24 protein-coding genes are annotated in these 25453 nt (G+C 70.4%); 5 read left to right on the plus strand and 19 right to left on the minus strand.

Annotation, left to right across the window (positions count from 1 at the left end):
* Positions 1–446 precede the first annotated feature (446 nt).
* Positions 447–2411, plus strand: coding sequence for an N-acetylmuramoyl-L-alanine amidase (locus tag FB384_RS04935; protein WP_183779538.1), 1965 nt, complete (start codon positions 447–449; stop codon positions 2409–2411).
* 87 nt (positions 2412–2498) lie between these two features.
* Here FB384_RS04935 and FB384_RS04940 read toward each other — a convergent pair whose 3' ends face one another.
* From FB384_RS04940 to FB384_RS04985, 10 genes are all read right to left on the minus strand, one after another.
* Complete coding sequence (locus FB384_RS04940) at positions 2499–3122, minus strand: LysE family translocator (protein ID WP_183779540.1); 624 nt, start codon at positions 3120–3122, stop codon at positions 2499–2501.
* A 77-nt stretch (positions 3123–3199) separates the two neighbouring features.
* A complete protein-coding gene (locus FB384_RS04945; RefSeq protein ID WP_183779542.1) occupies positions 3200–3988 on the minus strand; it encodes a helix-turn-helix transcriptional regulator in 789 nt (262 codons plus the stop codon).
* A 136-nt stretch (positions 3989–4124) separates the two neighbouring features.
* Positions 4125–4769, minus strand: coding sequence for a hypothetical protein (locus FB384_RS04950; protein WP_183779544.1), 645 nt, complete (start codon positions 4767–4769; stop codon positions 4125–4127).
* A gap of 3 nt (positions 4770–4772) precedes the next feature.
* On the minus strand, positions 4773–5285 hold the full coding sequence (locus tag FB384_RS04955; RefSeq protein WP_183779546.1) for a DUF3558 family protein: 513 nt from the start codon (positions 5283–5285) through the stop codon (positions 4773–4775).
* Between the two features lie 46 nt (positions 5286–5331).
* Positions 5332–5787: a hypothetical protein gene (locus tag FB384_RS04960; protein ID WP_183779548.1), complete on the minus strand. Its 456-nt coding sequence runs from the start codon at positions 5785–5787 to the stop codon at positions 5332–5334.
* Between the two features lie 17 nt (positions 5788–5804).
* A complete protein-coding gene (locus tag FB384_RS04965) occupies positions 5805–6695 on the minus strand; it encodes a WXG100 family type VII secretion target (protein ID WP_183779550.1) in 891 nt (296 codons plus the stop codon).
* A gap of 466 nt (positions 6696–7161) precedes the next feature.
* Complete coding sequence (gene tsaD, locus FB384_RS04970; RefSeq protein ID WP_183779552.1) at positions 7162–8208, minus strand: tRNA (adenosine(37)-N6)-threonylcarbamoyltransferase complex transferase subunit TsaD; 1047 nt, start codon at positions 8206–8208, stop codon at positions 7162–7164.
* Positions 8208–8687, minus strand: a complete 480-nt coding sequence (rimI, locus tag FB384_RS04975; protein ID WP_183784995.1) for a ribosomal protein S18-alanine N-acetyltransferase — start codon at positions 8685–8687, stop codon at positions 8208–8210. The genes tsaD and rimI overlap by 1 nt, the downstream gene beginning before the upstream one ends.
* A gap of 119 nt (positions 8688–8806) precedes the next feature.
* On the minus strand, positions 8807–9481 hold the full coding sequence (gene tsaB / locus FB384_RS04980) for a tRNA (adenosine(37)-N6)-threonylcarbamoyltransferase complex dimerization subunit type 1 TsaB (protein ID WP_183779554.1): 675 nt from the start codon (positions 9479–9481) through the stop codon (positions 8807–8809).
* Between the two features lie 27 nt (positions 9482–9508).
* Positions 9509–10246, minus strand: a complete 738-nt coding sequence (locus FB384_RS04985; protein ID WP_258938005.1) for a FadR/GntR family transcriptional regulator — start codon at positions 10244–10246, stop codon at positions 9509–9511.
* Positions 10247–10540: 294 nt separating this feature from the next.
* Between FB384_RS04985 and FB384_RS04990 the strand changes: the two genes are divergently transcribed.
* The 3 genes from FB384_RS04990 to FB384_RS05000 all read left to right on the plus strand — a co-directional run bounded on the left by FB384_RS04990 (position 10541) and on the right by FB384_RS05000 (position 14799).
* Entirely contained in the window at positions 10541–11920 is a 1380-nt protein-coding gene (locus FB384_RS04990) for an SLC13 family permease (RefSeq protein ID WP_183779556.1), read from the plus strand.
* A 94-nt stretch (positions 11921–12014) separates the two neighbouring features.
* Positions 12015–13445: an acyl-CoA synthetase gene (locus FB384_RS04995; RefSeq protein WP_183784998.1), complete on the plus strand. Its 1431-nt coding sequence runs from the start codon at positions 12015–12017 to the stop codon at positions 13443–13445.
* Positions 13438–14799: a carboxyl transferase domain-containing protein gene (locus FB384_RS05000; RefSeq protein ID WP_183779558.1), complete on the plus strand. Its 1362-nt coding sequence runs from the start codon at positions 13438–13440 to the stop codon at positions 14797–14799. Before FB384_RS04995 ends, FB384_RS05000 begins: the two co-directional genes overlap by 8 nt.
* A gap of 203 nt (positions 14800–15002) precedes the next feature.
* On the opposite strand, the gene tsaE is transcribed toward FB384_RS05000, so the two are convergent.
* The 5 genes from tsaE to glmS all read right to left on the minus strand — a co-directional run bounded on the left by tsaE (position 15003) and on the right by glmS (position 21156).
* The gene (tsaE, locus tag FB384_RS05005) at positions 15003–15458 is read right to left on the minus strand and encodes a tRNA (adenosine(37)-N6)-threonylcarbamoyltransferase complex ATPase subunit type 1 TsaE (protein ID WP_407676066.1); all 456 of its coding nucleotides are present in this window, start codon (positions 15456–15458) and stop codon (positions 15003–15005) included.
* Complete coding sequence (locus FB384_RS05010; RefSeq protein ID WP_258938002.1) at positions 15455–16462, minus strand: alpha/beta fold hydrolase; 1008 nt, start codon at positions 16460–16462, stop codon at positions 15455–15457. The genes tsaE and FB384_RS05010 overlap by 4 nt, the downstream gene beginning before the upstream one ends.
* Entirely contained in the window at positions 16459–17589 is a 1131-nt protein-coding gene (gene alr, locus FB384_RS05015) for an alanine racemase (protein ID WP_183779562.1), read from the minus strand. Before alr ends, FB384_RS05010 begins: the two co-directional genes overlap by 4 nt.
* Before the next feature lie 223 nt (positions 17590–17812).
* Entirely contained in the window at positions 17813–19285 is a 1473-nt protein-coding gene (locus tag FB384_RS05020) for an NAD(P)H-hydrate dehydratase (protein WP_183779564.1), read from the minus strand.
* 5 nt (positions 19286–19290) lie between these two features.
* Entirely contained in the window at positions 19291–21156 is a 1866-nt protein-coding gene (glmS, locus tag FB384_RS05025) for a glutamine--fructose-6-phosphate transaminase (isomerizing) (RefSeq protein WP_183779566.1), read from the minus strand.
* A gap of 131 nt (positions 21157–21287) precedes the next feature.
* Between glmS and FB384_RS05030 the strand changes: the two genes are divergently transcribed.
* Positions 21288–22124, plus strand: coding sequence for a dienelactone hydrolase family protein (locus FB384_RS05030; protein ID WP_183779568.1), 837 nt, complete (start codon positions 21288–21290; stop codon positions 22122–22124).
* Positions 22125–22130: 6 nt separating this feature from the next.
* On the opposite strand, the gene FB384_RS05035 is transcribed toward FB384_RS05030, so the two are convergent.
* Genes FB384_RS05035 through FB384_RS05050 form a run of 4 tightly spaced genes read right to left on the minus strand, consistent with a single transcriptional unit; the run spans position 22131 to position 25337 of the window.
* Complete coding sequence (locus FB384_RS05035) at positions 22131–23297, minus strand: beta-ketoacyl synthase N-terminal-like domain-containing protein (RefSeq protein ID WP_183779571.1); 1167 nt, start codon at positions 23295–23297, stop codon at positions 22131–22133.
* The gene (locus tag FB384_RS05040) at positions 23294–24532 is read right to left on the minus strand and encodes a beta-ketoacyl-[acyl-carrier-protein] synthase family protein (protein ID WP_183779573.1); all 1239 of its coding nucleotides are present in this window, start codon (positions 24530–24532) and stop codon (positions 23294–23296) included. The genes FB384_RS05035 and FB384_RS05040 overlap by 4 nt, the downstream gene beginning before the upstream one ends.
* A 2-nt stretch (positions 24533–24534) precedes the next feature.
* On the minus strand, positions 24535–24822 hold the full coding sequence (locus FB384_RS05045) for an acyl carrier protein (protein WP_183779575.1): 288 nt from the start codon (positions 24820–24822) through the stop codon (positions 24535–24537).
* 11 nt (positions 24823–24833) lie between these two features.
* The gene (locus FB384_RS05050) at positions 24834–25337 is read right to left on the minus strand and encodes a hypothetical protein (RefSeq protein ID WP_183779577.1); all 504 of its coding nucleotides are present in this window, start codon (positions 25335–25337) and stop codon (positions 24834–24836) included.
* Between the last annotated feature and the right edge of the window lie 116 nt (positions 25338–25453).

The raw sequence follows: 25453 nt of genomic DNA on the forward strand, positions 1-25453 counted from the left end.
ATGGGAGTGCTAGCCGCGCAAGCAGGGTCCACAACCGGCCTGATCGGCGCCTTCGCCGCGCGCGCACTCCCCGTGATCGCACGTCGTCACTCGTCGCGCGGTGCCCTGCGCCCCGCGGGCCCGCCTACCGTTGACGGCCTCCCGGTGGACGACACGGACAAGGGACGGTGATCCGAATGGGTGGCTGCAACTGCTGCAGTGCGTGTACCGGCCACGGATGCGGGTGCTGCGCCAGCTGCTGCTGACGGCCCCGCGTATCGACGGCCCCCGACCACACGTCGGGGGCCGTTCGCCGTCCGGGCCCCGGTTTGCGGGCGCCCCGGTTGCCCCCCAGGGGCACCGCCGTGTCATGCGGACGGGCGATACGTCCCGGAGGAAAGTTCGTTCCACGATGCACGGACTGTCGGTACCTTCCTCACACCACATCGCCGGTGAGGAGTGAACGCATGGACACCTTCCCTCGACGTACCGCGCTGCGCGCCGCCGGAACCGCCGGCCTCGCCGCAACGACCGCGGGACTGTCCGCCACGCCCGCCGCGGCAGACGTCGCGAGGAGGAACGCTCGCCAGCGTGCGTTCACCGCGGCCGCTGCCGAGTTCGGAGTACCGGAACGGGTACTGCTGGCCGTGTCGTACCTCGAGTCACGCTGGGACGACCACGGCGGCCGCCCGAGCAGCGGCGCCGGGTACGGCCCGATGCACCTCACCGACCTGCGCACGGCCGCGGCGGGCGGCAGCCACCACGACAGCCACGGCAGCGCGGCCACGGGCGGCGACACCGCCGTCGAGGATCCGCGCGGCGACACCGCACGGACCGCGCTGCGGCCCACCTCGCCCGCCGACGGGCAGCCGGCCGAACGGTTGCAGACCATCGACCTCGCCGCCGAACTCACCGGTGTCGACAAAACGACACTGCGCACCGACCCTGCGGAGAACATCCGCGGCGGCGCCGCGATCCTCGCCGACTACCACCGCCGCACCGGGGGCCGCGGCTCCGAACCCGGCGACTTCTACGGCGCGGTCGCCCGCTACAGCGGCGCCGACGACGAGGCGACGGCGGCCTTCTTCGCCGACGAGGTGTTCACCGTCCTTGCCGAAGGTGCCGAGCGCGTCACCGTGGACGGCGAAACGGTGCGGCTGACCGGGTCCGCCGCGCGCCCCGACCGCACCCAGCTGCGCTCCCTCGGCCTGCGCACCGCCCCCGCCGCGCCACCGGAGGGCCCCGACGACCTGCCCGTCGAGTGGATCCCCGCGCCGTACGAGCAGCTCTCCGACGACCCCGGCCACTACGGCAACCACGACCAGGCGCGCCGTCCCGGCAGCCAGCGCATCACGCACATCGTCATCCACGACACCGAATGCGAGTACGACGTCGCACTCGGCCTGGTGCAGGACCCGGAGTACGTGTCGTGGCACTACACGATCCGCTCCTCCAACGGCCACGTCGCACAGCACGTGCGCACCGAGGACGTCGGGTGGCACGCGGGCAACTGGTACCTCAACGCCAAGTCGATCGGCATCGAGCACGAGGGGTTCGCCGCCGAGCCCGCCTGGTACACGGAGGCGATGTATCGCGCGTCGGCGAAGCTCGTGCGGCATCTGGCGCGCCGGTTCCGCATCCCGCTGGACCGCCAGCACATCATCGGGCACGACAACGTGCCGGGCACCACCCCGGACAACGTCGCCGGCATGCACTGGGATCCGGGCCCGTACTGGGACTGGGCGCACTACTTCGAGCTGCTCGGAGCCGAGCTGCCGACGTGGCGCGCCGACACCGGACTCGTGGTGATCCTGCCGGACTTCGACACGAACCACGTACCGTTCCACGGCTGCGACGCCGACGATCCGTCCGCCGCCTGCCCCGTCACCGGCTCGGCGATGGTCATGCTGCGCACCGAACCCCGCGACGATGCGCCGCTGCTGAGCGACCCGGCGCTGAACCCCGACGGCTCCCCGCAATCGATGCACCTGTCCGACTGGGGCAGCCGCGTCGTGACCGGCCAGGTGTACGCGGTCGCCGGGTCGGACGGCGACTGGACGGCGATCTGGTTCAACGGCACGAAGGCGTGGCTGAAGAACCCTGCTTCGGCGCGCGTCGCACGGCCGGCGCTCGGCGTGGTGGCCGCGCCGAAGGCCGGTTCGGGGCGGATCCCCGTCTACGGGCGGGCGTATCCGGAGGAGAGTGCCTACCCCGACGACGTGCCGCCGCAGGAGCTCGCACCGCTGCAGTATTCGATCCCCGAGGGCCAGCGCTACGCCGTCGGCCCGGTCCTGGACTCGGAGTACTACCACGCGAAGACCTACGACGAGTCCCAGCACGTCGTCGTCCGCGGCGAGAAGTACGCCCAGGTGCAGCTCGGCCACCGCGTCGCCTACGTCAGGCTCGCCGACGTCGACACCTGGCACGTCTAGGGCTAGCCTCCGGGCCTCCTGCGGTCAACACCGCGTGTCCTGCACTCAGCACCGCGTGTTCTGCGTTCAGAACCGCGTGTTCTGCGTTCAGAACGACGACAAGCCCCGCACCGCAAAGCTGCCGATCATGCCGCCCCCGAATACGACGAGGAAGCCGCCGGCTGCCTTCGTCAGCCACGGCAGGACACGTTCCATGCGCGCGAGCGCCCGCCGGGAACCAAGCACGACAGCGACGAAGACGTCCCAGCCGAGAACGATCGTCACCATCCACGCGCCGTAAAGCACGAGGGCCGGTGGCCGAGCTGCGGCGACCGCGGCGGCGAGGCTGACGTAGAACAGCGCGTTCTTCGGATTCAGCAGGCCGGAGGTGATTCCGAGTCCGGCGCCGCGCAACCACGTCACCGATGCCATACGCGGACCCTGTTGCATGTCGATCCGGACCGGCGACCTGACGAACGCGACCCCGACGACGAGAAGGAACGCCCCGCCCGCCACCTGGATCCCGTCGAGGAGCACGGGATGCGAGAGCAGGGCGACGCCGGAGAACGCCGCCGCGATGAGGATCCCGTTGGCGACGGCGATGCCCAGGCAGACACCGGTGGCGTTCCGCCACCCGCTTCTCATCGCGGTGCGGGCGATGAGGAAGAAATCGACCCCGGGAATCAGCAGGGCGAGGAAATGCGCGGTGGCGACGGCGGCGAACTGCTCCATGTCCCCTCACAGGTCTCGGCGACGAACGCACCGAGCATGGGCAGCAGCGGGGACGGGGGTCTTGTACGTTCTTGCGCTCAGCCGCGGTAGACGCCCGGAGATGCGGCGACGTGTGCACGAAAAACGCGGTGGAAGTGGCTCTGATCGGTGAATCCGAGCGCCTGCGCGGTGTCGGCGATCGGCAGCCCGGAGCGGAGCAGGTGCCGGGCTCGCACGATGCGGGCGTTCTGCCGCCACGCCAACGGCGCGAGACCGGTCGCACGCCGCATCGCCCGCACCAACTCGTACCTGGTCATGCCGACCAGCTGCGCCAGCTCGTCGAGCTGCGGGTTCGCCTCGTCACGGCGAAGGCGGTCCATGACCGGCCGTAGGCGCGTGCGCAGGGTGGCATCCGTGCCGCTGGGAACCAGGTGCTCGGGTGTCGCGGCAGCCAGGTCGCCGAGCGCGGCAGCGAACTCGGCTTCGATGTGGGCGGACGGCTGATCGGCGAAGACGACCTGCATCGCCGCGGCGATTCGGTCGTGCAGGTCGTCGCGGCGCAGCACGCCGACCCCGGACAGCAGCCGGTGCGCCGCACACCGAGGCACGAGGGACACCGCCCACTCCTGGTCCATGTGCGCCATCCGGTACAGCCACGGGCCCTCCCCGGGGTTGCAGGCGTGGACCTGCCCTGCCGGGATGACGACGACGTCACCCGGCTGCAGGCGGATCGTGCCGGCGGACGACCCGGTGAAGACGGAGGAGCCGTTGTCGATCAATCCGATCGAAAACGTGTCGTGGAAGTGCGGGCGATAGCACGTGTTTTCCCGGCACGAACGGCGCACCTCCAGATGCGGCACCGCCGTGCTACGCCGGAACTCACCCATGCTCTCGACCGGGCCGCTCAGACCAGCACCGTGTCCACGGGCAGGCCGGGGTTGGCGGACAGGTCGAGGGAACTGGGCTTGTGGCCGCAAGTCGCACGGACGTCGAAGTTGGCAGCGACGTGGGTTGCGCCGGGTGTCACTCCAGACCCGCGCGGTCCAGGACGTCGTTGAGAAAGTCGACCCAAGGCTCCATGTCGTCAGGATACAGCGGGCCTTGCCGCCAGGTGACGATGTCGGTGCCGTGGAGCAGGAGATTCGCGTCATCCTTGCGTCGCCGCAACATTGACCGCACGTCGTCATTCAGCAGTGTCGCCGCGAAATCCTTGTCCGCGGTCTTCACGCCGTAACGGCGGTCGAAATAGTCGTCACCGGTGCTCTGCCCCAGGCCGGCGCGCTGCGCGAGGCGGCCGAGCGTCCCGCGCGGGCCGACTTCCAGCGTCGACACGTCGTCGGCCAGGCCCACGACGACGACCTGCCAGTGCTGCCGTTTGGACCGGCCTTCGGTGTACTCGAAATCCGCACTGTACTGGAAGACGACCAGCCGGCGGCCACGATGCGAGCCGTGGAAGACGTGGTCCGCCCGCGGGCGTTTCCCGTCGTCGAACGGGGAGTACTTGCGGTAACGGGAGTTGTAGTCGGTGCTGTACTTCTCGTAATGCCAGCCCAGCCCCGACGCCAACTGCGCGTACTCGCTGTGGGTCTTCTGCTTTTCCTTCCATGCGATGTAGAAGTAGATCCCGACGACGACGGCTGCGCCGACGTACCAGAGCCAGTGCGGCATACCTCAGTCCTTCAAGCTGGCCAGGGCCTTCTCGGCGATGGCCGTGGCGATCTCACAGGGCCTGTCCGCCGGGTCGACTTCCGAGATGGCCGTGTTCAGCATTTCCACCGGTGCATCCGAACCCAAGGGCACATCGACCAGGCACTGGTCACCTTCCGGCGGCTGCCCCTGGACGGCTTCGGCGCCGCTGATCGTGATCTTCTTCGTGTCGAGGTGGTCCGCCACGGTGTCCAGACCGGTACTTACGCTCGCGGTCGAGGCGTAGTCCGCTGTAGCGAAATCGCAGACCGGACCTCGCTTCTGCCCCTCGTTGAACGAGATGCCCGTCGCCTCCTTCAGCTCCGCCGCCGTCACCAACTCACACGGAGAGATCGGCGAGACCTGGGGTGTGGACGGCGTGCTCGACTGATCGCCCGCGGCACCGGACGTTTCCTGTCCGCAGGACGCCAGGGCGACCCCGCCTGCCACCACGCCGGAAACAACCGAAATCTTCCGCAAGAGCGATCCGCTCTCCATCCACACCACCTTCTCATTTCCTCCGAGACGCATTACTACCGCAGCCCTACCGAAACAATGACGAACTATCAAAGTATTCATCATCGTCCATCGGTGCTAATTTTTGATCGGAATAGTTAGCATTAATCCCCTTTTCCGTGCCTTCTTCACAAAACCCGGAAGCCTGATCTGTAATGGCATCTAGTTGCTCCGGAGCGGAAACACGAGGATTCGACCTGAACGCTTCGACAACTCCTGAATCGTGCGCAAGCGACCCGTTCGCGACGGACCTCCACGTCATTTCCCCGCTTTCGACCCTAGCTACCACTGCGTCCCATTCAGGGGTGTTTCCGGGCCCTGTCACATAGGACACAAAGAGATCGATCTCCTCGTCAGTTCGCTCTACCCCTTCGTTATCAACCTGTAAAAGAAGCTCCTCCGACGCCCTGATATCCGATGCAACATCATCGAGCACTGCGTCAAGGGAACGCCGAGCTTCCATCATATCCGGCGAAAACTGCACACCAGGTCGCTCAATTCTCATTTCACCGACCCGCCCTTCTCCACCGAATCAGGCCCAGGGTTAAGTGTGTCGTCAATCCTAGACTTTCGCTCCTCTAACTTCCCCTTACTTTCCCGGTACTCCCTAGATTGTTTTTCCATGTCGGTCGTTCCATCACGAATGTCCTTAATCACAGCAAAACCATCTTGGGTTGAATTTATATCCGGAATCGCCTTGAAGGCATCGAATACCTGGACAAAGGACGTTATGTACTTCTTCACAACATCGGTCAACTTCTTAATCGTCTTATGGATACCTAGGACCTGGTTTATGATCGCGCTAATCTCCCGAACGTCTTCCCAATAGGGGAACTTCTCAAAACCAGTGGCCACCCACTCGACCGTCTTGGCAATAACACCACCCAGGCTGCTGATGGCACGGGCCGCGAGGTCTTTGATCTTGTTGACAATCTTTTTCAGGAGCTTTACGACAGTCTCGGCCAGATTCACGAGGCCTTCCGACAGGCTGACGAACCCCGCGCCCATGAAATCCGACATCTCTTCGGCCACAAAAAGAGCAGGGCTCCAAATGTTCTCGACGAGAGATTGAAAAGCCTCGGATGCTTGACCCTGACTCCAAGAGTCCCGCAGAACAACATGCGCGTTATCAGTAAGATTCGCGGATATTCCACGGAAGTTGTCGGCTACATGCTTCCATGCTTCACCGTTCTCCGCAATTCGGTTGAAGTCGCCGGCAATGGGTTCAACTAGCGTCGCATAGAGACCTTTGTTCTCGTCGCTGAAAAAGTTGCGCCAAAACCAGTCGACTTCATCCAAGAGGAAGTAATCTTCCTCGAATTGCTCGGCGAGCGGCTTTTTGGAAACCGTCGGAAAGAATCCCTTGATCTCTACAGTGTCCTTAAACTGCACTAAAACCTCCCCCTTCCGCCGGTCGCTCGATTCGCTCTTGCGCCTCAGCCTCTGCGAGGCCATACTGCTCAGCAGCAGAGAGCAAGCTGTCAGCCATCTGATTCATCTTCGTAGTGGCCATCTCAGCAAGCGGACCTAGTGTTTCTTGCCCGAACGCGGAAAACGAATCACCAATCGGCGCGAGCAAGCCAGTAAACCCCTTGACACTCAGCCCTTCATGCTGCGCATCAATACGGATAACCTCAAAACTCGTCGCCAAATTAGAGATATACTTGGCAAGGTCGCGCAGAACAAGCGGGTCGACTTCGTGGCCCCCATAGCAGACATAATCCCCTCCGTAGTCGAACTACGGTCGCAGGCTACTGCCCACGGTCGCCGTGTCAACTCCGCCATGCCCGAAATTAGTGAACGGCGTTTCCTACGACAACGCGCATCCACACCACCCTGAACGTCCCAAGTGCGCCGCTCAGACCAGCACCGTGTCCACGGGCAGGCCGGGGTTGGCGGACAGGTCGAGGGAACTGGGCTTGTGGCCGGCGGCGGCGACGTGGGCACCGAGGGCGGCGATCATCGCGCCGTTGTCGGTGCACAGCCGGGGCCGCGGGATGCGCAGCTCGATACCGGCCTCGGCGCAGCGCTCCCGCGCCAACGCCGACAGTCGCGAATTCGCCGCCACCCCACCGGAAACGACCAGTGTGCCGATGCCGGCCTCGGTCGCGGCACGCACCGCCTTCGCGGTGAGCACGTCGGCGACGGCCTCCTGGAACGAGGCTGCGACGTCGGCGACCGGGACCTGCTCACCACGCCCCTGTGCACTCTCGACCCACCTGGCGACCGCGGTCTTCAGGCCGGAGAACGAGAAGTCGAACGGTGCGTCCCGCGGGCCCGTCATTCCGCGGGGGAACGCGATGGCGTGCGGGTCGCCGTCGCGGGCGGCCTTGTCGATCGGCGGGCCGCCGGGGTACGGCAGGTCGAGCAGCCGCGCGACCTTGTCGTACGCCTCCCCCGCTGCATCGTCCACAGTGGAGCCGATTTCGGTGATCGCGCCCGCGATGTCGTCGACCCGCAGCAGTTGCGTGTGCCCACCGGAGACGAGCAGCGCCAGGCACGGCGTCGGCAAGGGTCCGTGCTGCAGCGCGTCGACGGCGATGTGGCCCGCGAGGTGGTTGACGCCGTACAGCGGCACGTCGAGCGCCGCGGCGTAGGCCTTCGCCGCGGACACGCCCACCAGCAGCGCGCCTGCCAGGCCGGGACCGGCGGTCACGGCGACCGCGTCCACATCGGACATCGAAAGGCCCGCGGCGTCGAAGGCGCGGCGGGTCGTCGGCACCATCGCCTCGAGGTGCGCGCGGCTGGCGATCTCGGGCACGACGCCGCCGAACCGCGCGTGCTGCTCCACGCTGGAGGCGACCTCGTCGGCCAGCAGCTCAACGGTGCCGTCGTCGTGGGCGGCGACCAGCCCGACACCGGTCTCGTCGCACGAGCTCTCGATGCCCATGATGATCCTTGCCATCAGTGGCCGTCCTCCCGTCGCTCACCGGTGATCGCGTCCCGGCGCATCGTGTAGGCGTCGGCGCCCGAGGGCTGGTAGTAGCCCTTGCGCACGCCGAGTCGTTGGAATCCGTGCTGCTCGTACAGCCCGATCGCGCTGTCGTTGTCGGTGCGCACCTCGAGCAGCACCGGCGCGGCCAGCTCGTCGGCCTTCGCCAGGACCGCACGCAGCAGCGCCTTGCCGAGGCCGGTTCCCTGGTGCTCGGGCCGCACCGCGATGGTGTGCAGGCTCGTCTCGTAGTCGCCGCGCTTGCCCATGATGGCAAGGCCCGCGTATCCGAGCACATGCTCGTCGCCGTCGCGAACGGACCCGTCCACCGCGACGAGGTAGTGCCCGCCGAGGTCGAGTTCGCTGTGGAACGCGGCGGGCGGCCACGGACTGTCCCGGGCGAACAGCACCTGCTCCAGCTCCGCGCACGCGCGCACGTGCCGCCTGCGCATCGGCTCCAGCCGGGCGGAGACGTCGCCGTGGGGCGCAACAGCGTCGGATGCGGCGCCGTGGGGTGCTGTGGCGTCGGGATTCCTGCCGTCGTGGCTCGCGGCGGCGCTGTCGCCGGGGGTCACGCCGTCACCCGCTTCCTGGCGGCCGGTTCGGCGGCGTGGGGCCTGCGCAGGTACAGCGGTGTCAGCGGCCCGGGCTCGCGGGCCGCGAGGACGTCGGCCGCGACCGCGCGCACGATGCCCACCGGGCTCGGCTGTTCGTGATCGGCGAGGCGGCCCGCCGGCTCGGGCACGTCGGCGCGCGACCCGACGTGCGGACCGTCGGTGCGCGTCCCCTCCGCGTCGTAGGTCGCCCAGTACACCTCGCGGCGCCGGGCGTCGGTGACGACCAGCGCAGGGCCGTCGGGGCCGGCGGCGATCGCGTCCAGTGTGCACACCGGGTACGCCGGAACGCCGAGGCTGTGCGCCAGCGCCGCGCCGGTGACCAGGCCCGCACGCAGCCCGGTGTACGGCCCTGGACCGACACCGACGGCGACCGCGCCGAGGTCGGCCAGCGTGATCCCGGCGTCGGCGACGGCGTCGAGCACGTGCGGGGTGAGCAGCTCACCGTGCGCCCGAGGGTCGACGGTCACGCGCGCGGCCACCTGCTCGACGACGGGAACCGCACCGCCGGCGACGGCCGTGGTGCCGGCGCTCGCGGTGTCGCTGCCCGCGTCGGTGCCCGCGGGACCCGTCAGCCGGACGATCCCGGCGGTGACCGCGGGCGTGGCGGTGTCAAGGGCGAGAATCAGCACCCTTCGAGCGTACGACGTCGCAGCCGATCACTCGCGCGCGTCTCCGCCTGCGGCTCCCTCGTCCCCCTCTTCGGGGTTCCATGACAGCAACCGCACCTTGGCGACGGTGCGCAGGTGTCTGCGCATCGCGGAGGCCGCTCGCCTGCCGTCGCCGAGGCTGATGGCGTCGAGGATGGCAACGTGCTGGTTCAGCGAGCGCGACGGCCTGCCCGGCTGGCGCAGCGATTCGGTGCGGCTCTCGGTGATCTGCTCGGCCATGGAGTTCATGAACTCCGCGAGGATGGCGCTGTGCGCCGCCTCGGTCACGGCCGCGTGGAACCTGCGGTCGCCGTCGACGCCGTGGGCCCCCTCCGCGATCTCCGCGCGCATGTGGTCGACGGCGGCGGAGATGGCGTCGAGATCGGCCTTCGTCCTGCGCTGCGCCGCCAGCTCGGCGAGTTTCGTCTCGACGGCCTCGCGCGCATCGAGCACGTCCGGCAGTCGTTTCCTGCGCTCGACCAGCTGCTCGACGGGTTCGGCGTCGAGCGTGTCGCCGACCAGGTACGTGCCGCCGCCGTGCCGTGCCTCGACGAGCCCCTGCACCTGCAGCACGACGATCGCCTGCTTCACCGACGTCCTGCTCACGCCGAGCCGCTGCGCGAGTTCGCGTTCGGCGGGCAGTTTGTCGCCGGCACCGAGGCGTTCCTCCGCGACGTACTTCCGCAGCCGGTCGATCACCTGCTCGTACAGCCGCGGCCGGGACATCGGCCGCAGAGCGTCGGACACGTTGGGGCCTTTCGATAGCTTCGATAGCGCTGACCTGCGATGCTCGCCGTCAGGCTAGCAGCCACCGGCCTCCCGGCAGGCCGACAGCCGCAGGCCGTGCAGGCCGGCCGAGTGGACTACCCACTGAGCCATTTCCTTCTTGACACGGTCAGGCATCGCGCCGCAAAGTGGTCCAGCCACTGGTCCTCTGGTCCACAGCCGAGCACGACGGCAGCACTCGGGGACCACCACGGCGACGGCCCGACGCACCCGGCGGACGGCCGACGACAGCGAGCCCAACGACGGGAGATCCGCATGTCCGCCGAACTCGTCTCGATCCTCGTGCTGGTCGTGGTGTTCGTGATCGCCACGACGCGGTCCATCAACATGGGTGCGCTGGCGTTCGCCGCGGCCTTCGGGGTGGGCACACTCGCCGCCGGCATGGACGCCGACGGAATCTTCGCCGGCTTCCCCGGCGACCTGTTCGTGGTGCTCGTCGGAGTCACCTACCTGTTCTCCATCGCGCGGGCGAACGGCACGACGGACTGGCTGGTCCACGCCTCGATCCGGCTGGTCGGCGGCAGACTCGTGCTGATCCCGTGGGTGATGTTCGCGATCAGCGGCACGCTCACCGCGATCGGTGCCGTGAGCCCGGCCGCGGTCGCGATCGTCGCGCCGATCGCGCTCAACTTCGCCTCCCAGTACCGGATCAGTCCGCTGCTGATGGGCGCGATGGTCGTTCACGGCGCTCAGGCCGGCGGCTTCTCCCCGATCAGCATCTACGGCACGATCGTCAACGGCATCGTCGCGCGGGAAGGCCTCCCCAGCACCGAGCTCGTCCTGTTCCTCGCCAGCATCGCGATGAACCTCGTGATCGCGGTCCTCGTGTTCGTGGTCTGCGGCGGCCTCAAACTGGCCCGCACCGCCCAGCGCGTGGACCGGCCCGCGATGGCGACCGCCGCCGCGGCTCCTGGCGGCGGATCCGCGACCGCTGGCGGATCCGGCGGCTCGGGCCCCGACTCCGGCTCCGAAGACTCGGGCTCCGACGGCTCCGGTTCCGACGGTTCCGACGGCGGCGGTTCCGCATCACTGCGCCTCACCCCGGCCCGGATCGCGACGCTGGCCGGCCTCGCGGCACTGGTCACCGGGGCGCTGGTGTTCGACCTCGACGTCGGCCTGTCGGCGATCACGCTCGCGGTCCTGCTCTCGATCGTGTGGCCGGACACCAGCAGGCAGGCGATCAACCACATCACGTGGCCCACGGTGCTGCTGATCTGCGGCATGTTGACCTACGTCGGCGTACTGCAGGAGATGGGCACGATCGACTACGCGGGCGAGGCCGTGTCGGACGTGGGCATTCCGCTGCTCGCCGCCCTGCTGCTCTGCTATATCGGCGCGATCGTGTCCGCGTTCGCCTCGTCCGTCGGCATCATGGGCGCGCTGATCCCGCTGGCCGTGCCGTTCCTGGCCGAGGGCACGATCGGGCCGATCGGCATGGTGTGCGCACTCGCCGTCGCGTCGACCGTCGTGGACGTCAGCCCGTTCTCCACCAACGGTGCGCTGGTGCTCGCCAACGTCGACGACGACGTGGACAGCGGCAGGTTCTTCCGGCAGCTGATGATCTACGGCGGGCTCGTCGTGGCCGTGGCGCCGGCCGTCGCGTGGCTGATACTCGTCGTGCCGGGCTTCGGATGACCGGCACCGACCGCCCGCTGCCCGGAGTCGTCGAGCCTCGACGACTCCGGGGACAGGATTCGAGACAAGACCCGACCGAGGAGATCGTGTGAGCGTGCCGCCGTTGTTCCCGTCCCTGCCAGCCCCGCCAGCGAAGACCGCGGTGCGGTTCGGCGAGCGGACCCTCAGCTACGACCAGCTGGCCGGGGCCGCGGGCGCGCTCGCGGGCAGGCTGACCGGCGTGGGCCGGGTGGCGGTGTGGGCGACGCCGAGCCTGGAGACCGCGGTCGCCGTGGTGGGTGCGCTGCTGGCGGGCGTGCCCGCCGTGCCGCTGAACCCGAAGATCGGCGAGCGCGAACTGGCGCACATCGTGTCCGACAGCGAACCCGGCCTGGTGCTCGCCGCCACCGGGGACGAGCTCCCACACGGCCTGGCCGACGTGCCACGCATGGACGTCGACGTCCGTGCCGCCGCGGCCGAGCTGCCGGCCGAACCGGACGCCGAGGCGCCCGCGCTGATCGTCTACACCTCCGGCACGACCGGCGCCCCGAAAGGCGTCGTGCTGCCCCGCCGCGCCATCGCCTCCACTCTGGACGCACTCGAGGACGCGTGGCTGTGGACGTCGGACGACACCGTGGTGCACGGGCTGCCGCTGTTCCACGTGCACGGGCTGATCCTCGGCGTGCTCGGCCCGTTGCGCCGCGGCGGCACGGTGTGGCACCTCGGCACGTTCTCCACGGCAGCCCTCACCGACGCGCTGGCAGGCGGTGCCACGATGATGTTCGGCGTCCCCACGATGTACCACCGGATCGCCGACGAGCTCGACGCCGATCCTGCGCTGGCCGGGGCGCTGCGCGGTGCCCGGCTGCTCGTGTCCGGGTCCGCCGCGCTGCCGGTGCACGACCAGCAGCGCATCCACGCCGTAACGGGCCAGCGGGTCGTCGAGCGCTACGGCATGTCCGAAACGCTGATGAACACCAGCGTGCGCGCCGACGGCGAGCGCAAACCGGGCACGGTCGGTGTGCCGCTGCGCGGCGTGGAGCTCCGGCTCGTCGACGAGTCCGGCACGCCGATCGGGACCTGGGACGGCGAGACCGTCGGCGAGATCGAGGTGCGCGGGCCGAACCTGTTCACCGAGTACCTCAACCGTCCCGACGCCACGGCCGAGGCCTTCCACGACTCGTGGTTCCGCACCGGCGACATGGCCGTCCGCGACGCCGACGGCTACGTGAAGATCGTGGGACGCAAGGGAACCGACATCATCAAGTCCGGTGGCTACAAGATCGGCGCGGGCGAGATCGAGAACGCGCTCATCGAACATCCCGGTGTCGCCGAGGCGGCCGTGACCGGCGAGGCGGACGACGACCTCGGCGAGCGGATCGTGGCATGGGTCGTACCGGCGGGCACCGCGCCGACCGAGGCGGAGCTCGCCGACCACGTGGCACGGCTGCTGACGCCGCACAAGCGGCCGCGGGTGGTGCGGTTCCTCGACCAGTTGCCGCGCAACGACATGGGCAAGTTGATGAAGCGGTCCCTCCATGGCTGACCTGCCCGATTCCGGCCGCGAGGTGATCGGGCTCGTCGCCTCGGCGTTCACCGAACTGCCCGGCACCGACGGCACACCTCCCGCGGAGGTGGACGGGCCCATCGGCTGGCCGGGCTACGACGCGGCATGCGACCGCGCCCGGCAGCGGACCGGCGAGCGCGAGTCGGTCGTGGCGGGCACCGGCGTGATCGACGGGACCGAGGCCGTGCTGATCGCGTTCGACTTCGGCTTCCTCGGCGGTTCGATCGGCCGGCGGACGGGCGACCGCATCGAGGCGGCGTTCGCCTGTGCCCGCAGGACGGGGCTGCCGGTGGTGTCACTGATCGCCACCGGCGGCAGCCGGATGCAGGAGGGCATGCGCGCTCTGACCCAGCTACAGCGCATCGCGAGACAGGCGGCGTTGACGCGCGGCGAGGGCCTGCCGCAGGTCGCCGTCCTGCGTAACCCAACGACCGGCGGCGGATGGGCGACGCTGGGTGCCGGTGCCGACGTCGCGCTGGCTGTCGGCGGCGCACAGGTCGGCTTCGCGGGGTCCCGCGTGCGACCGCCCGGTGATGCCGGCGCCTACACCGCGGAGGGACAGTTCGCCGCGGGACACGTCGACCAGATCGTCGAACCGCAGCTGCTGCGCGAGCGGCTCGGGAGGTGGCTGCGGCTGCTCACCGCACCGTCCGCGGAACCGCCGCCCCCGCCTCGCGCGCTGGCAGCGCAGGTGGCATCGGTAGCGCAGATGGCATCGGTGGAGCCGCCCACCACCGGCTGGGACGCGGTGCTCCGCGCACGATCGGCCGACCGCCCGGCTGCTCGGTCCTATGTGGAGGACTACTTCGACTGGCGCGAGGACATCCGCGGCGACCGAAGCGGCGGCGTCGACGACGGGGTGCTGTGCGGTTTCGGCCACCGCGACGGCGCCACGGTGGCGTACGCCGCCCAGTGCGGCACGGCGACCACTCCCGCCGGATTCCGCACCGCGGCACGACTGGTGCGGCTCGCCGACCGGCTGGGCATCCCCGTGCTGACGCTCGTCGACACGCCGGGCGCGGCCAACGACCCCGAGGCCGAACGCGCCGGTGCGGGCCCCGCGATCGCCGAGCTGTTCACGGCGGTGGCGTCGGCGACGGTGCCGGTGACGACTCTCGTGATCGGCGAGGGCGGTTCCGGCGGAGCGCTCGCGTTCGCGGCCGCCGACCGCATGTGGATCACCCCCGACGCCTACTTCTCGGTCACATCCCCCGAGGCCGCCGCACGGATCCTCAAACGCGACGCCGACGACGTCCCCGAGACCGCCGACCAGCTGCGCCTGCGCCCGCAGGACCTCGTCGACCTCGGCATCGCCCGCGGCATCGTCGACTGAGCACCCGGAGTCGACAACACGGCGGTTGTTCGCCTGCATCTCGAGGTCCGAGTGCAGAACACGCGCGAGGACACAGCCGCGCCCAGCGCGTGGTTGAAGGGTGGTGGTCGGACGACGGGCGGGAGCAGAACACACGGGTCCGAATGCAGGACACGCGGTGCCGAGCGCAGAACACGCGGGTCTGAGTGCAGGACACGCGGGGGTCAGAGGAGGGTGTCGGCGCGGGTCTTCCAGGTTCCATGGGGTTCGAGGGTGACGGTGCGGGTGTCGTCGGGGTGGCGTTCGATCCGGACGACGAGGCGGTCCTCCGACAGCGGTTCGGCCAACCCTTCGCCCCATTCCACGACGACGGCGGAGGATTCGAGTTCCGCGTCGAGATCGAGATCGTCCAGTTCGGACAGATCGCCGCCGAGGCGGTAGGCGTCGACGTGTACGAGCGCGATCCCGCCGCAGGGAGCGGGGTGCACGCGCGCCAGCACGAACGTCGGGGAACTGACCCGACCGGAAACGCCCATGCCGTCGGCGATTCCGCGTGTCATCGTCGTCTTCCCCGCACCGAGCGGGCCCGCCAGCAGCACGAGATCCCCCGCGCGCAGCTGCCGTCCCAACGACCGTCCGAATCGGATCGCATCGTCGGCGGTCCTCAGTTCGATGGTCACCGGCGCCACCACCTCGACTTCCGTTTCGCCTGTCCCTGCCCCGTAACACCGGCGCACTGCTGCACCAGGTCGATCACGTGGCTGTTCACCTCGTCCGGCTGTTCCAGCTGCAGCATGTGGCCGGCGCCGGGCAGTCGCAGCAGCGAGGCGTCCGGCAGCTCGGCGACGATGCGCTCGGTGTGCGAGTACGGCGTGATGCGGTCGGCGTCCCCGCCGACGACGAGCGTGTGCACGTGTTTCAGCCCGGCCAGCGCGGCGTACCGGTTGTGGGTGCCGAACGTGTCGGCGAAGCCGGCCAGCTGTTTCACCGACGACACCGCCAGCATCTCCTGCATGAACGACACGACAGCGGAGGGCACGTCGTGCTTGCCGAACGCGAGGTGCCGCACCGCGGTGCGGGTCAGCTGACCGCCAGCGGCGCGCACGAACTCGACGATCCCCGGCTGCCATCCGGCGAGCTCGCCGACACTGCGCGTGAGCGGATTCTTCCGCGACAGCAACGATCTCGGCAATCCGTGACTGCCGACCTCACCGGCGGCGGTGGCCAGCAGTGCGACGCCGCGGACCTGCGAGGCGAACAGTTCCGGAGCCTGTTGGGCGAGCTCCATGATCACCATGCCGCCCATCGAATGTCCCATCAGGACGATCGGCTCGCGGGGCGCGACGGTGCGGATCACGACGTGCAGATCGGCGGCGAGCTGTTCGATCGTGCTGGAGTCGGGGTCGGCGGGACCGGATTCGCCGTGCCCGCGGTGGTCGTAGTACACCTGGCGCACGTGCGGCCGGTCGAGTGCGGTGAGCGCGGCCCGCTGGAAATGCCAGCTGCGCCGCGAGAGCGCGAACCCGTGGACGCCCACCACGGCCAGCTCCGCGTCGCCACCGGAAGGCGTGACCTCCTCGACGATCAACGGCGTGCCGTCCTCGGCGGCGACTCTCGAGACCCTGCCGTCACCCGGCGAACCCAGCACGCCCCCGGGGTCGTGCTGGCCGGCGTCCGCGGTCACGAATCCGCTCCCGTGTACGCGCGCTGCACGCGCGGCCGGTACATGCCGGTGACGATCTCGTAGTCGATGGTCCCGATCTTGTCCGCCCATTCGCGCGCGGTCGGGCCGCCCTCCGAACCGGTGCCGAACAGCACGACGTCAGTGCCGACCTGCGGTTCGTCGTCGCCGCAGTCGACCACGACCTGGTCCATGCACACCCGGCCGACGACGGGCCGCCTGCGCCCGCCGAGCCACACGTCCATCCGGCCCGACAGCGTGCGCGGCACGCCGTCGGCGTAGCCGACGGGCACGAGCGCGACGGTCGTGTCCCGGTCGGCGGTCCAGGTGAGGCCGTACGACACCGATTCCCCGGCCGCGATGCGCTTGGTCAGCACGACGTGCGAGGAGAACGTCATCGCCGGGGTGAGCTGTTCCTGCTGCGGCACGGGGTTGAGGCCGTAGATCGCGATGCCGGGGCGGACGAGGTCGAAGTGCAGGTCCGGACGGGTGAGCGTGGCCGCGGAGTTCGCCAGGTGCCGCAACGGGTTCAGGCCCGCCTCGCGCGCGAGGGCATAGGCGTCGGCGAACCGCTGGGCCTGCCGGTCGATCGACGGGTGGCCGGGTTCGTCGGCCGCGGCCAGGTGCGACCACACGGCAACCACGTCGATGCCCGGCTCCCCCGCTGCGGACTTCACCAGCGCGGGCCACAGTTCGGCGGGGCAGCCGTTGCGCGAGAGCCCTGTGTCGATCTTCAGGTGCACCCGCGCCCGCCTGCCCGTACTCGCGGCGGCGTCGGCCACCCGCGCGAGTTCGGCCACCGACGACACCGACACGTCGATGTCCGCCTCCAGCGCGGGGGTGAAATCGGTGTCGACGGCCTCGAGCCAACTGAACAGCGGCGCGTCGATCCCGGCCTCGCGCAGGGCGACCGCCTCGGCCATCGAGCACGCACCCAGCCAGGTCGCGCCGCCGCGCAGAGCCGCACGAGCGACCTGTTCGGCGCCGTGGCCGTAGCCGTCGGCCTTGACGATCGCCATCGTCTCGGCGCCCGACCCTGCGGCGCGCGACGAGAGCAGCGCGACGTTGCGGCGGATCGCGTCGAGGTCCACGGTCGCCAGCGCCCGCGCCGGCCGGGTGTGTGCGGTCATGAGTTTCCTGTGCTGCTGTCGAGGGCCGCCGAGGGGCGGCGGGCTGTCGTCCGGAGTGTGCTGTTGCCGGTCAGGGTCGCTGCCCCCGGGTCACTGCTTGTCGGGTTACTGCTGTCGGGTTGCTGCCTGTCGGGTCACTGCTGTCGAATGCCGGGTCACGAGTTCGGGACTGCTCGTTCGAGGGTGCGGGCGCGTGGCTGCGGACCGGGGGCGTCGCCGCGGTTCACGCGTTGCGCGAGCCATCGTCGCACAGTGCGCGTACCTGCCGGATCGCCTCCGGCACGGCCATGAGCACCTGCGATGCCGAGGTCGGGGCGCCTGCCGCCGCGATCTCCCCCGCGCGGGCGTGGACGTCGGCGGCCGCGCCCGCGGCCAGCCACGGGTCGAGCCCCGCCGCGAGCAGTCCGCCGAGGATGCCGGAGAGCACGTCGCCGGACCCCGCGGTCGCGAGCCAGGCACCGCGTGGCCGGTTGACGAGCACCCGCCCTTCGGGCGCGGCGACGAGAGTGCAGTGGCCTTTCAGGAGCACGACGGCGTCGAACCGGCGGGCCGCGTCACGGGCGGCGGCCACGCGGTCGGCGCCGGGGCGGTCGCCGGTCAGGCGGGCGAACTCGCCGTCGTGCGGGGTGAGCACCAGCGGCGTGCCGGGGTCGCGGGCGTCGAGGACCTCGGGGCGCGTGGCGATGAGCGTGATCGCGTCGGCGTCGGCGCACACGGGCACGCCCTGTCCGAGGACGTGGGCGAGGACGTCGGAGCCGTCGCGTCCGGTGCCGAGGCCCGGCCCCGCCGACCACGCCTGCACCCGTCCCGCGTCGCCCACCGACCCGGTCGCGACGACCTCCGGCCACCATGAGCGCACCTCGTCGGCGGCAGGCCCGGCATAGCGCACCATGCCCGACGTCGCCCGCACGGCGGCGCCCGCGGCGAGAACCGCCGCGCCGGGATAGGTCGCCGAACCCGCGGCGATACCCGCCACGCCCTGGGTGTACTTGTCGTCGGCCGGTGCCGGCGCCGGCCAGGCCGCGGCGACGTCGGCGACGTCGAGCTGCCACAGGTCGGGAGCCCGGCCGTGCTCGGCGCCCAGGGGCAGGCCGAGGTCGACGAACGTGACGTCGCCGCACCGCCGGGGGTTGAGCACGTGCACGGGCTTGCGCGCGCCGAACGTGACCGTGGCGGTGGCCTGCACGGCGGGCCCGTCGACGGCCCCGGTGTCGGGGTCGACGCCGCTGGGCAGGTCGACGGCGAGCACAGGTGCGGTGACCCGGTCGAACACGTCGGCGGCCGCGGGCCGCAACGGGCCGCGCGCGGAGATGCCGACGACGCCGTCGACCACCAGGTCGGCCTGTTCGATCCACTGTGGAACGTCCGATTCGGACACCACGCGGCCACCGGAACGGCGCAACGCGGCCAGTCCAGCCGCGTGCGCCTTCTCCGGGGCCAGCAGCACCGCACCGACGCCCACGCCCCGCTTGCGCAGGAAAGCACCCGCCCACAACGCGTCGCCGCCGTTGTTGCCAGCCCCGACGACCAGCAGCACGCGGCGGCCCGCAACGCCGCCCGTGTGCTCGGTGAGCATCGCTGCCGCCCGCAGCGCGACCGCGTGCGCGGCGCGGCGCATGAGCGCACCGTCGGGCGTGCGGGCGAGCACCTCGTCCTCGGCCTCCCGCACCCCGGCGGTGGTCCACACGCCGCGCACGACGGCTACTCCACCGTCACGGACTTGGCGAGGTTGCGCGGCTTGTCCACGTCGAAACCCCGGGTCCGCGCGATCTCGGCCGCCAGCACCTGCAGCGGCACGGTCGACACCAGCGGCTGCAGCAGCGTCGACACGGCCGGCACCTCGATGAGTTCGTCGGCGAACGGGCGCACCGTCTCGTCGCCCTCCTCGGCGATGACGATGGTGCGGGCGCCGCGGGCCTGGATCTCGCTGATGTTCGACACCAGCTTCGCATGCAGCACCGCGCGACCCCGCGGCGACGGCATCACCACGACGACCGGCAGGTCCTTCTCGACCAGCGCGATCGGACCGTGTTTGAGCTCGCCCGCGGCGAAGCCCTCCGCGTGCATGTACGCGAGTTCCTTGAGCTTGAGCGCGCCTTCGAGCGCCACCGGGTAGCCGACGTGCCTGCCCAGGAACAGCACGGCTTTCGACTCGGCTAGCCGCGCACCCAGGTCGCGCACCTGGCCGACGGTCGTGAGCACCTGCTCGACCGCCTTCGGCATGGCTTCCAGTTCGGCGAACTCGCGGCCCACCTCGTCGGGGAACTTGGTGCCGCGGGCCTGCGCGAGCGCGAGGCCGACGAGGTAGTTGGCCGCGATCTGCGCGAGGAACGCCTTCGTCGACGCGACGCCGATCTCCGGCCCCGCGTGCGTGTACAGCACGGCGTCCGACTCACGCGGGATCTGCGCCCCGTTGGTGTTGCAGACCGCCAGCACCCGCGCCTTCTGCTCCCGCGCGTGGCGGACGGCCTCGAGGGTGTCCATCGTCTCGCCGGACTGGGAGACCGCCACGACGAGCGTGTCGCGGTCCAGCACCGGGTCGCGATAGCGGAACTCGCTGGCCAGCTCCACCTCGACGGGCAGCCGGCACCAGTGCTCGATCGCGTACTTGGCGACCAGCCCCGAGTGGTACGCCGACCCGCAGGCGATGACGAACACCTTGTCGATGTCGCGCAGATCCTGGTCGGACATGCGCTGCTCGTCGAGGACGACCCGGCCGCCGGAGAAGTGACCGCGCAGCGAATTGGCGAGCGCCTCGGGCTGCTCCTCGATCTCCTTGAGCATGAAGTACTCGTGGCCGCCCTTCTCGGCGGCCGACAGGTCCCAGTCGACCGTGAACGGCTTGCCCTCGGCGAGCTCGCCGTCGAAGTCACTGACCTGGTAGCCCTCGCGGTTGATTGTCACGAGCTGGTCCTGGCCGAGCTCGACGGCCTCGCGGGTGTGCTCGATGAACGCGGCGACGTCGGAGGCCACGAACGTCTCGCCCTCGCCGACGCCCACCACCAACGGCGACGACCGGCGCGCCGCGACGATCTGGTCCGGGTGGTCGGCGTGCGTCACCACCAGCGTGAAGGCGCCTTCGAGCCTGCGGCACACCGCGCGGACGCTGGCCGGCAGGTCACCGGCGGTGTCCGGGTCCATCTCGTAGGCACGCGCGATGAGGTGCGCGGCCGTTTCGGTGTCGGTGTCGCTCTCCAGCTCGACCCCGTCGGCCTCGAGCTCGGCGCGGAGCTGGGCGAAGTTCTCGATGATGCCGTTGTGCACCACCGCGACGCGTTCGGCCGCGTCCCGGTGCGGGTGCGAGTTGCGGTCCACCGGTGGGCCGTGCGTGGCCCAGCGCGTGTGGCCCATCCCGGACGTGCCCTCGAACCTCGGCCGGCCCGCCTCGTCCAGCGCGGCCTCCAGGTTCGCGAGCCTGCCCGCCTTCCGCTCGACCGTCAGGCCACCCGTCCCGTCCAGGACGGCGACGCCCGCCGAGTCGTAGCCGCGGTACTCCATGCGTCGCAGCCCACCGAGCACCACATCCAGTGCGTCCCGGTGCCCGACGTATCCGACGATTCCACACACGCCCTCCAGCGTATCGACACGACACAGCGACGCCCTCCCGGCCGCATCCGACGGGCGTGGTGGCGGCACGGCGGATCGCGGACCTGTGTCGGCCGTCTCGTCACCGCAGGTTGTCGAGTAATCTGCGCGGCATGGCCAAGGCGAAGCAGTTGCTCGAGGACCTCACCTTCCCGGGACCGCACCACGTGCTGCGCGGTGACCTGGCTCTGGTCGGGTTGCCGGGCGTCGTCTACACGCCGAAGGAGGGCCGCGGACTGCCGGCCGTCGCGTTCGGTCACGGGTGGCTGCAGCCGACCGGCCAGTACCGCGAGCTGCTGCGGCACCTGGCGAGCTGGGGCATCGTCGCGGCCGCACCGTCGACCCAGGGTGGGCCGCTGCCGTCGCACCGGCTGCTGGGCGACGACCTGTTGTCGACGTTGGAAATGATCACCAACGTGCGGCTCGGACCGGGTGCGATCAGCGTCGACCCGGAGAAGGTGGGCGTCGGCGGACACTCGACGGGCGGCGGCTCCGCGGTGCTGACGGCCGCGAAGGAACCGGAGGTCCGCGCGGTCGGCACGTTCGCACCCGCCCAGACGATCCCGTCGGCGTCGACCGCGGCCCAGCAGGTGCGATGCCCCGGACTGCACCTGGCGGCCGAGGACGACCTCGTCGCACCCTCCCTGGGCAATGCCGAGGCCATCGCCCGCGCCTGGGCCGGTCCGGTGCAGCTGCGGACCATGCCGAAGACGTCACACCTGGCCATCACCGAGGGCATGCACTGGAGCAGGCTGCTCGTGCACGGCAAGCCCAACCGGGCGGCGCAACGCACGGTGCGAGCACTGCTGACGGCGTTCTTCCTGACCCACCTGACCGGCACCGACACGTACCGGCCGCTGCTCGACGAGAGCGTGAAGGCCGCCAAGATCGTCGACCTCGAGGAGCAGGACGCCGGTTCCGACAAGGCCGTGACGGCGAAGGCGCGCTGACCCCGGTCAGTACACGCGCAGAAGTCCGCAGCCGACCGTGCCGTCCTCGTCGACGGCGGTCACGAGTGCCACGCCGGGGCGATCGAGCAGGAGCGTGACCTGGAACGGGCCGGCCGCGGCGCCCGTGTCACCGAGGATCTCGCCCGGATCGCGCACGTCGGCCCGAGCGGCGGTGCGTGCGACGGCGTCGCGTTCGGCTCCCGCGAGCGGGCCCGGTGGTCCGGACACGGCGACCGCGCCCACGTCGCCCCCGGTCAGACCCGCGCGATCGAGCGTGCGGCGGATGCAAGCGTCGAGCGCCGCCGCGGGATCGTCGTCGACGTCCACCCGCGTGTCGACGCCCAGCAGTTCGGCCAGCGGGGTGCGGCCGCCGGCACCGCTCGCATCGTGGCGGTTCGCGTCCTGGTGGTGCGCGTCGCGGTGGTGTGCGTCGTCACCGGAGGCCGCGAAGGGGTCGTCGGCCGCGGGTTCGAGGAGCAGGACGGCACCGCCCTCTCCCAGTGGGCGGCGGCCTGCGGCGGCGGGCGTCCGCTGGTCGGCGAGCCACTGGCGGGCGGGTCCGTACTCCTCGACGGCGCCGCACAGCACGGCGTCCGCGCGGCCGGCGGCGAGCAGCCGCGCGCCGTAGCGAAGGGTCGACAACCCGGACATGCGGCCGCCCGCGATCGTCGTGTTCGGCCCGGTGAGGCCGTGCCAGATAGCCGTCTGGCCCGCGGCACTGTTCATCAGCGCGAACGGCATGAGCGCCGGGTTGACGCGGTACGGCTTGGGACGTGTCAGCGATTCGCGCGTGAAGTCGAGCTGTGTCTGCGCACTCCCCGACGTCGTCCCCAGCACCACTCCGGTGACGCTCCGTGGTGCGATGCCCCCAGGGGCACTTTGGTTGCGTTGAATGCAACCAAAGTGCCCCTGGGGGCGCTGCCCGGCGGTGAGCGGCTCCGCCGCGACGGCGACGGCGAGGCCGCTGCACCGGTCCATCGACGAGGTGCCCTTCGGTCCGAGGGCCTCGGTGACGTCGAAGTCCGCGGCCACGTGGGCTTCGCCGGGCACCGGATCGCCCACCGGAGTAGGCGGGGGTCTGCGGGCAGGGTCGCCGTACACCGCGCGATGGGCGGCGGCGCCGATGCCGCACGCCGAGATCGCCGACCACGCCGTGATCACCGCGCCGGTCATGCGGGCCTGCCCAGCACGAGCACGGCGTTGTTGCCGCCGAACGCGAGTGCGTTGTTCGTCACGACGCGCAGCTCGGCGCCGGAGGATGTGTTGGGGACGCAGTCGACGGCGCACTCCGGGTCGGTCTCGGTGTGGTTGATTGTCGGCGGGATGAAACCGCGGTCGATGCCGAGTGCGCACGCCACCGCGGCGAGCGCACTCGCCGCACCCATCGTGTGACCGAGCATCGACTTGACCGACACGGTGGGCGGAACGTCACCGTCGGCGCCGAAGACGCCGTGGATCGCGCCGCATTCGGTGACGTCGTTGGCCTTGGTGCCGGTGCCGTGGGCGGAGATCAGGTCGACGTCGCCCGGCGCGACGCCGGCGTCCTCGAGTGCCAGCGCCATGCAGCGGGCGACGCTCTCGCCGTGCGGGGCGACCTGGTGGTGGGCGTCGCAGTTGAGGCCGTAACCGAGGACCTCCGCGTAGATCCGGGCGCCGCGGGCGAGCGCGTCCTCACGGGGTTCGAGCAGCAGCACGGCGCCGCCTTCGCCGGTGTGGATGCCGCGGCGGTCGACGTCGAACGGCCGGCAGCGCTCGGGGTCCACCGCGCCGAGGCGGTAGAAGCCGGTGAACGTCATACGGCACAACGCGTCGGCGCCGCCGCAGAGGGCGTAGTCGACCTCGCCGGTGCGGATCGCGTCGACCCCGCCGCCGATGGCGTAGTTACCCGCGGCGCACGCGGTGGCGACGGTCGACGTCTCGACGTCGGCGAGCCCCAGGTCACGGGCGACGCCGGTGGCGAGGCGGCTCGCGGGCACGCGGCGCGCGGCGGCCGGGTCGGTGGCCGCGGGGCCGTCGTGGACGAACGCGGCGGCGAGCCGTTCGCCGTCGTCGGAACCACCGTCGGTGGTGCCGATGGACACGAGACCGCGCCGGTCGCGCAGGTCGTCCTCACCGATCCCCGCGTCATCGACCGCCATCCTGGCCGAGGCGATCGCGAACTGTGCCGCCCTGCCCGCTTCCGCAACGGGTATCCGCCGCAGCCACTCCTCCGGGTCGAACCCGACGACCTCACAGCCGGTGGCGTGGGCGAACCCCGTGGTGTCGAACGCCTCGATCGGCCGCGCCCCGCTGCGGCCTTCCCGCAGCGCACGCGCGTAGGCGTCGGCGCCGGTGCCGATGGACGACACGACACCGACGCCCGTCACGACCACGCGGCGCCGCTCGGCCCGCGAACCCGAACCGGTCACGCCTACGCGCCGGCGACGTCGCCGAGCACGTCGTACACGCCCTGCAGATGCACCAGCCGGTCCAGCTCGTCCTCGTCGATCTCCACGTCGAACTCGATCTCCAGGTGCGACAACAACTCGATCAGCTTCATCGAGTCCGCGCCCAGGTCATCGACGAACCGGTCCTCGAGACCCACCGCATCCGGCTCGGTCTCCAGCACCCGGCACACCAACGCCTTGATCTCCCCTGCACGTTCGCGGACCACAGGATTCGCCACGGCCGGCACACCGGCACTCTCGTCGACATTCATGTCGGGGACGCTCATTTCAGGTAGGTCTCGTTGGAGAAGTCCTCGTCATCCTCGTCATAGGCAGGCGAGGCCCTGCGCACCGGTTGTGCCTGCGGTGCCGACGGTGCGGCCGGCTCCGCCTGCGGAGGTGCCGGGTGCTGGGTGGACCGCTCCGCGGCGTACGTCGGCCGCTCCGCCGTATAGTTCGGCCGCTCCGCCGTGTAGTTCGGCCGCTCCGCGGGGTAGGCAGCCCGGTCCGTGGCGACCTCCTCGTCCTCGACGTCGAACTGCAGCACGTGTTCCTCGTCCTCCCGCGAGCGCCCGGTGTCGAAACCGCTGTTCGCGCGCTGGCGTTTCGCCAGCTCGATGAGGTGTTTCGCCGACCGCTCGGCAACCTCGCCGCGCCGCGCGAGGTTCTCCGACGCGCGCTGCTTCGCCTCGGCCGCCTTGCGCTCGCGCAACGCCTGCCGGTCGGCCAGTTCCCGGTTGATCTGGTCGAACCGGGCGAGCGCGGCCGCCGCCCTGCCCTCAGCCATGAGCCTCTCCCGCTGTCATGTCCTCACCTGCCGCCGTGTCACACGCCGCCTGTCGCAGCACACTCACTTGTCGCAGCGCTCACTTGTCACAGTGCGCTCACCTGTCGCACCGCTCA

The sequence above is a fragment of the Prauserella sediminis genome (assembly GCF_014195435.1).
GTDB classification, from domain to species: Bacteria; Actinomycetota; Actinomycetes; order Mycobacteriales; family Pseudonocardiaceae; genus Prauserella; species Prauserella salsuginis.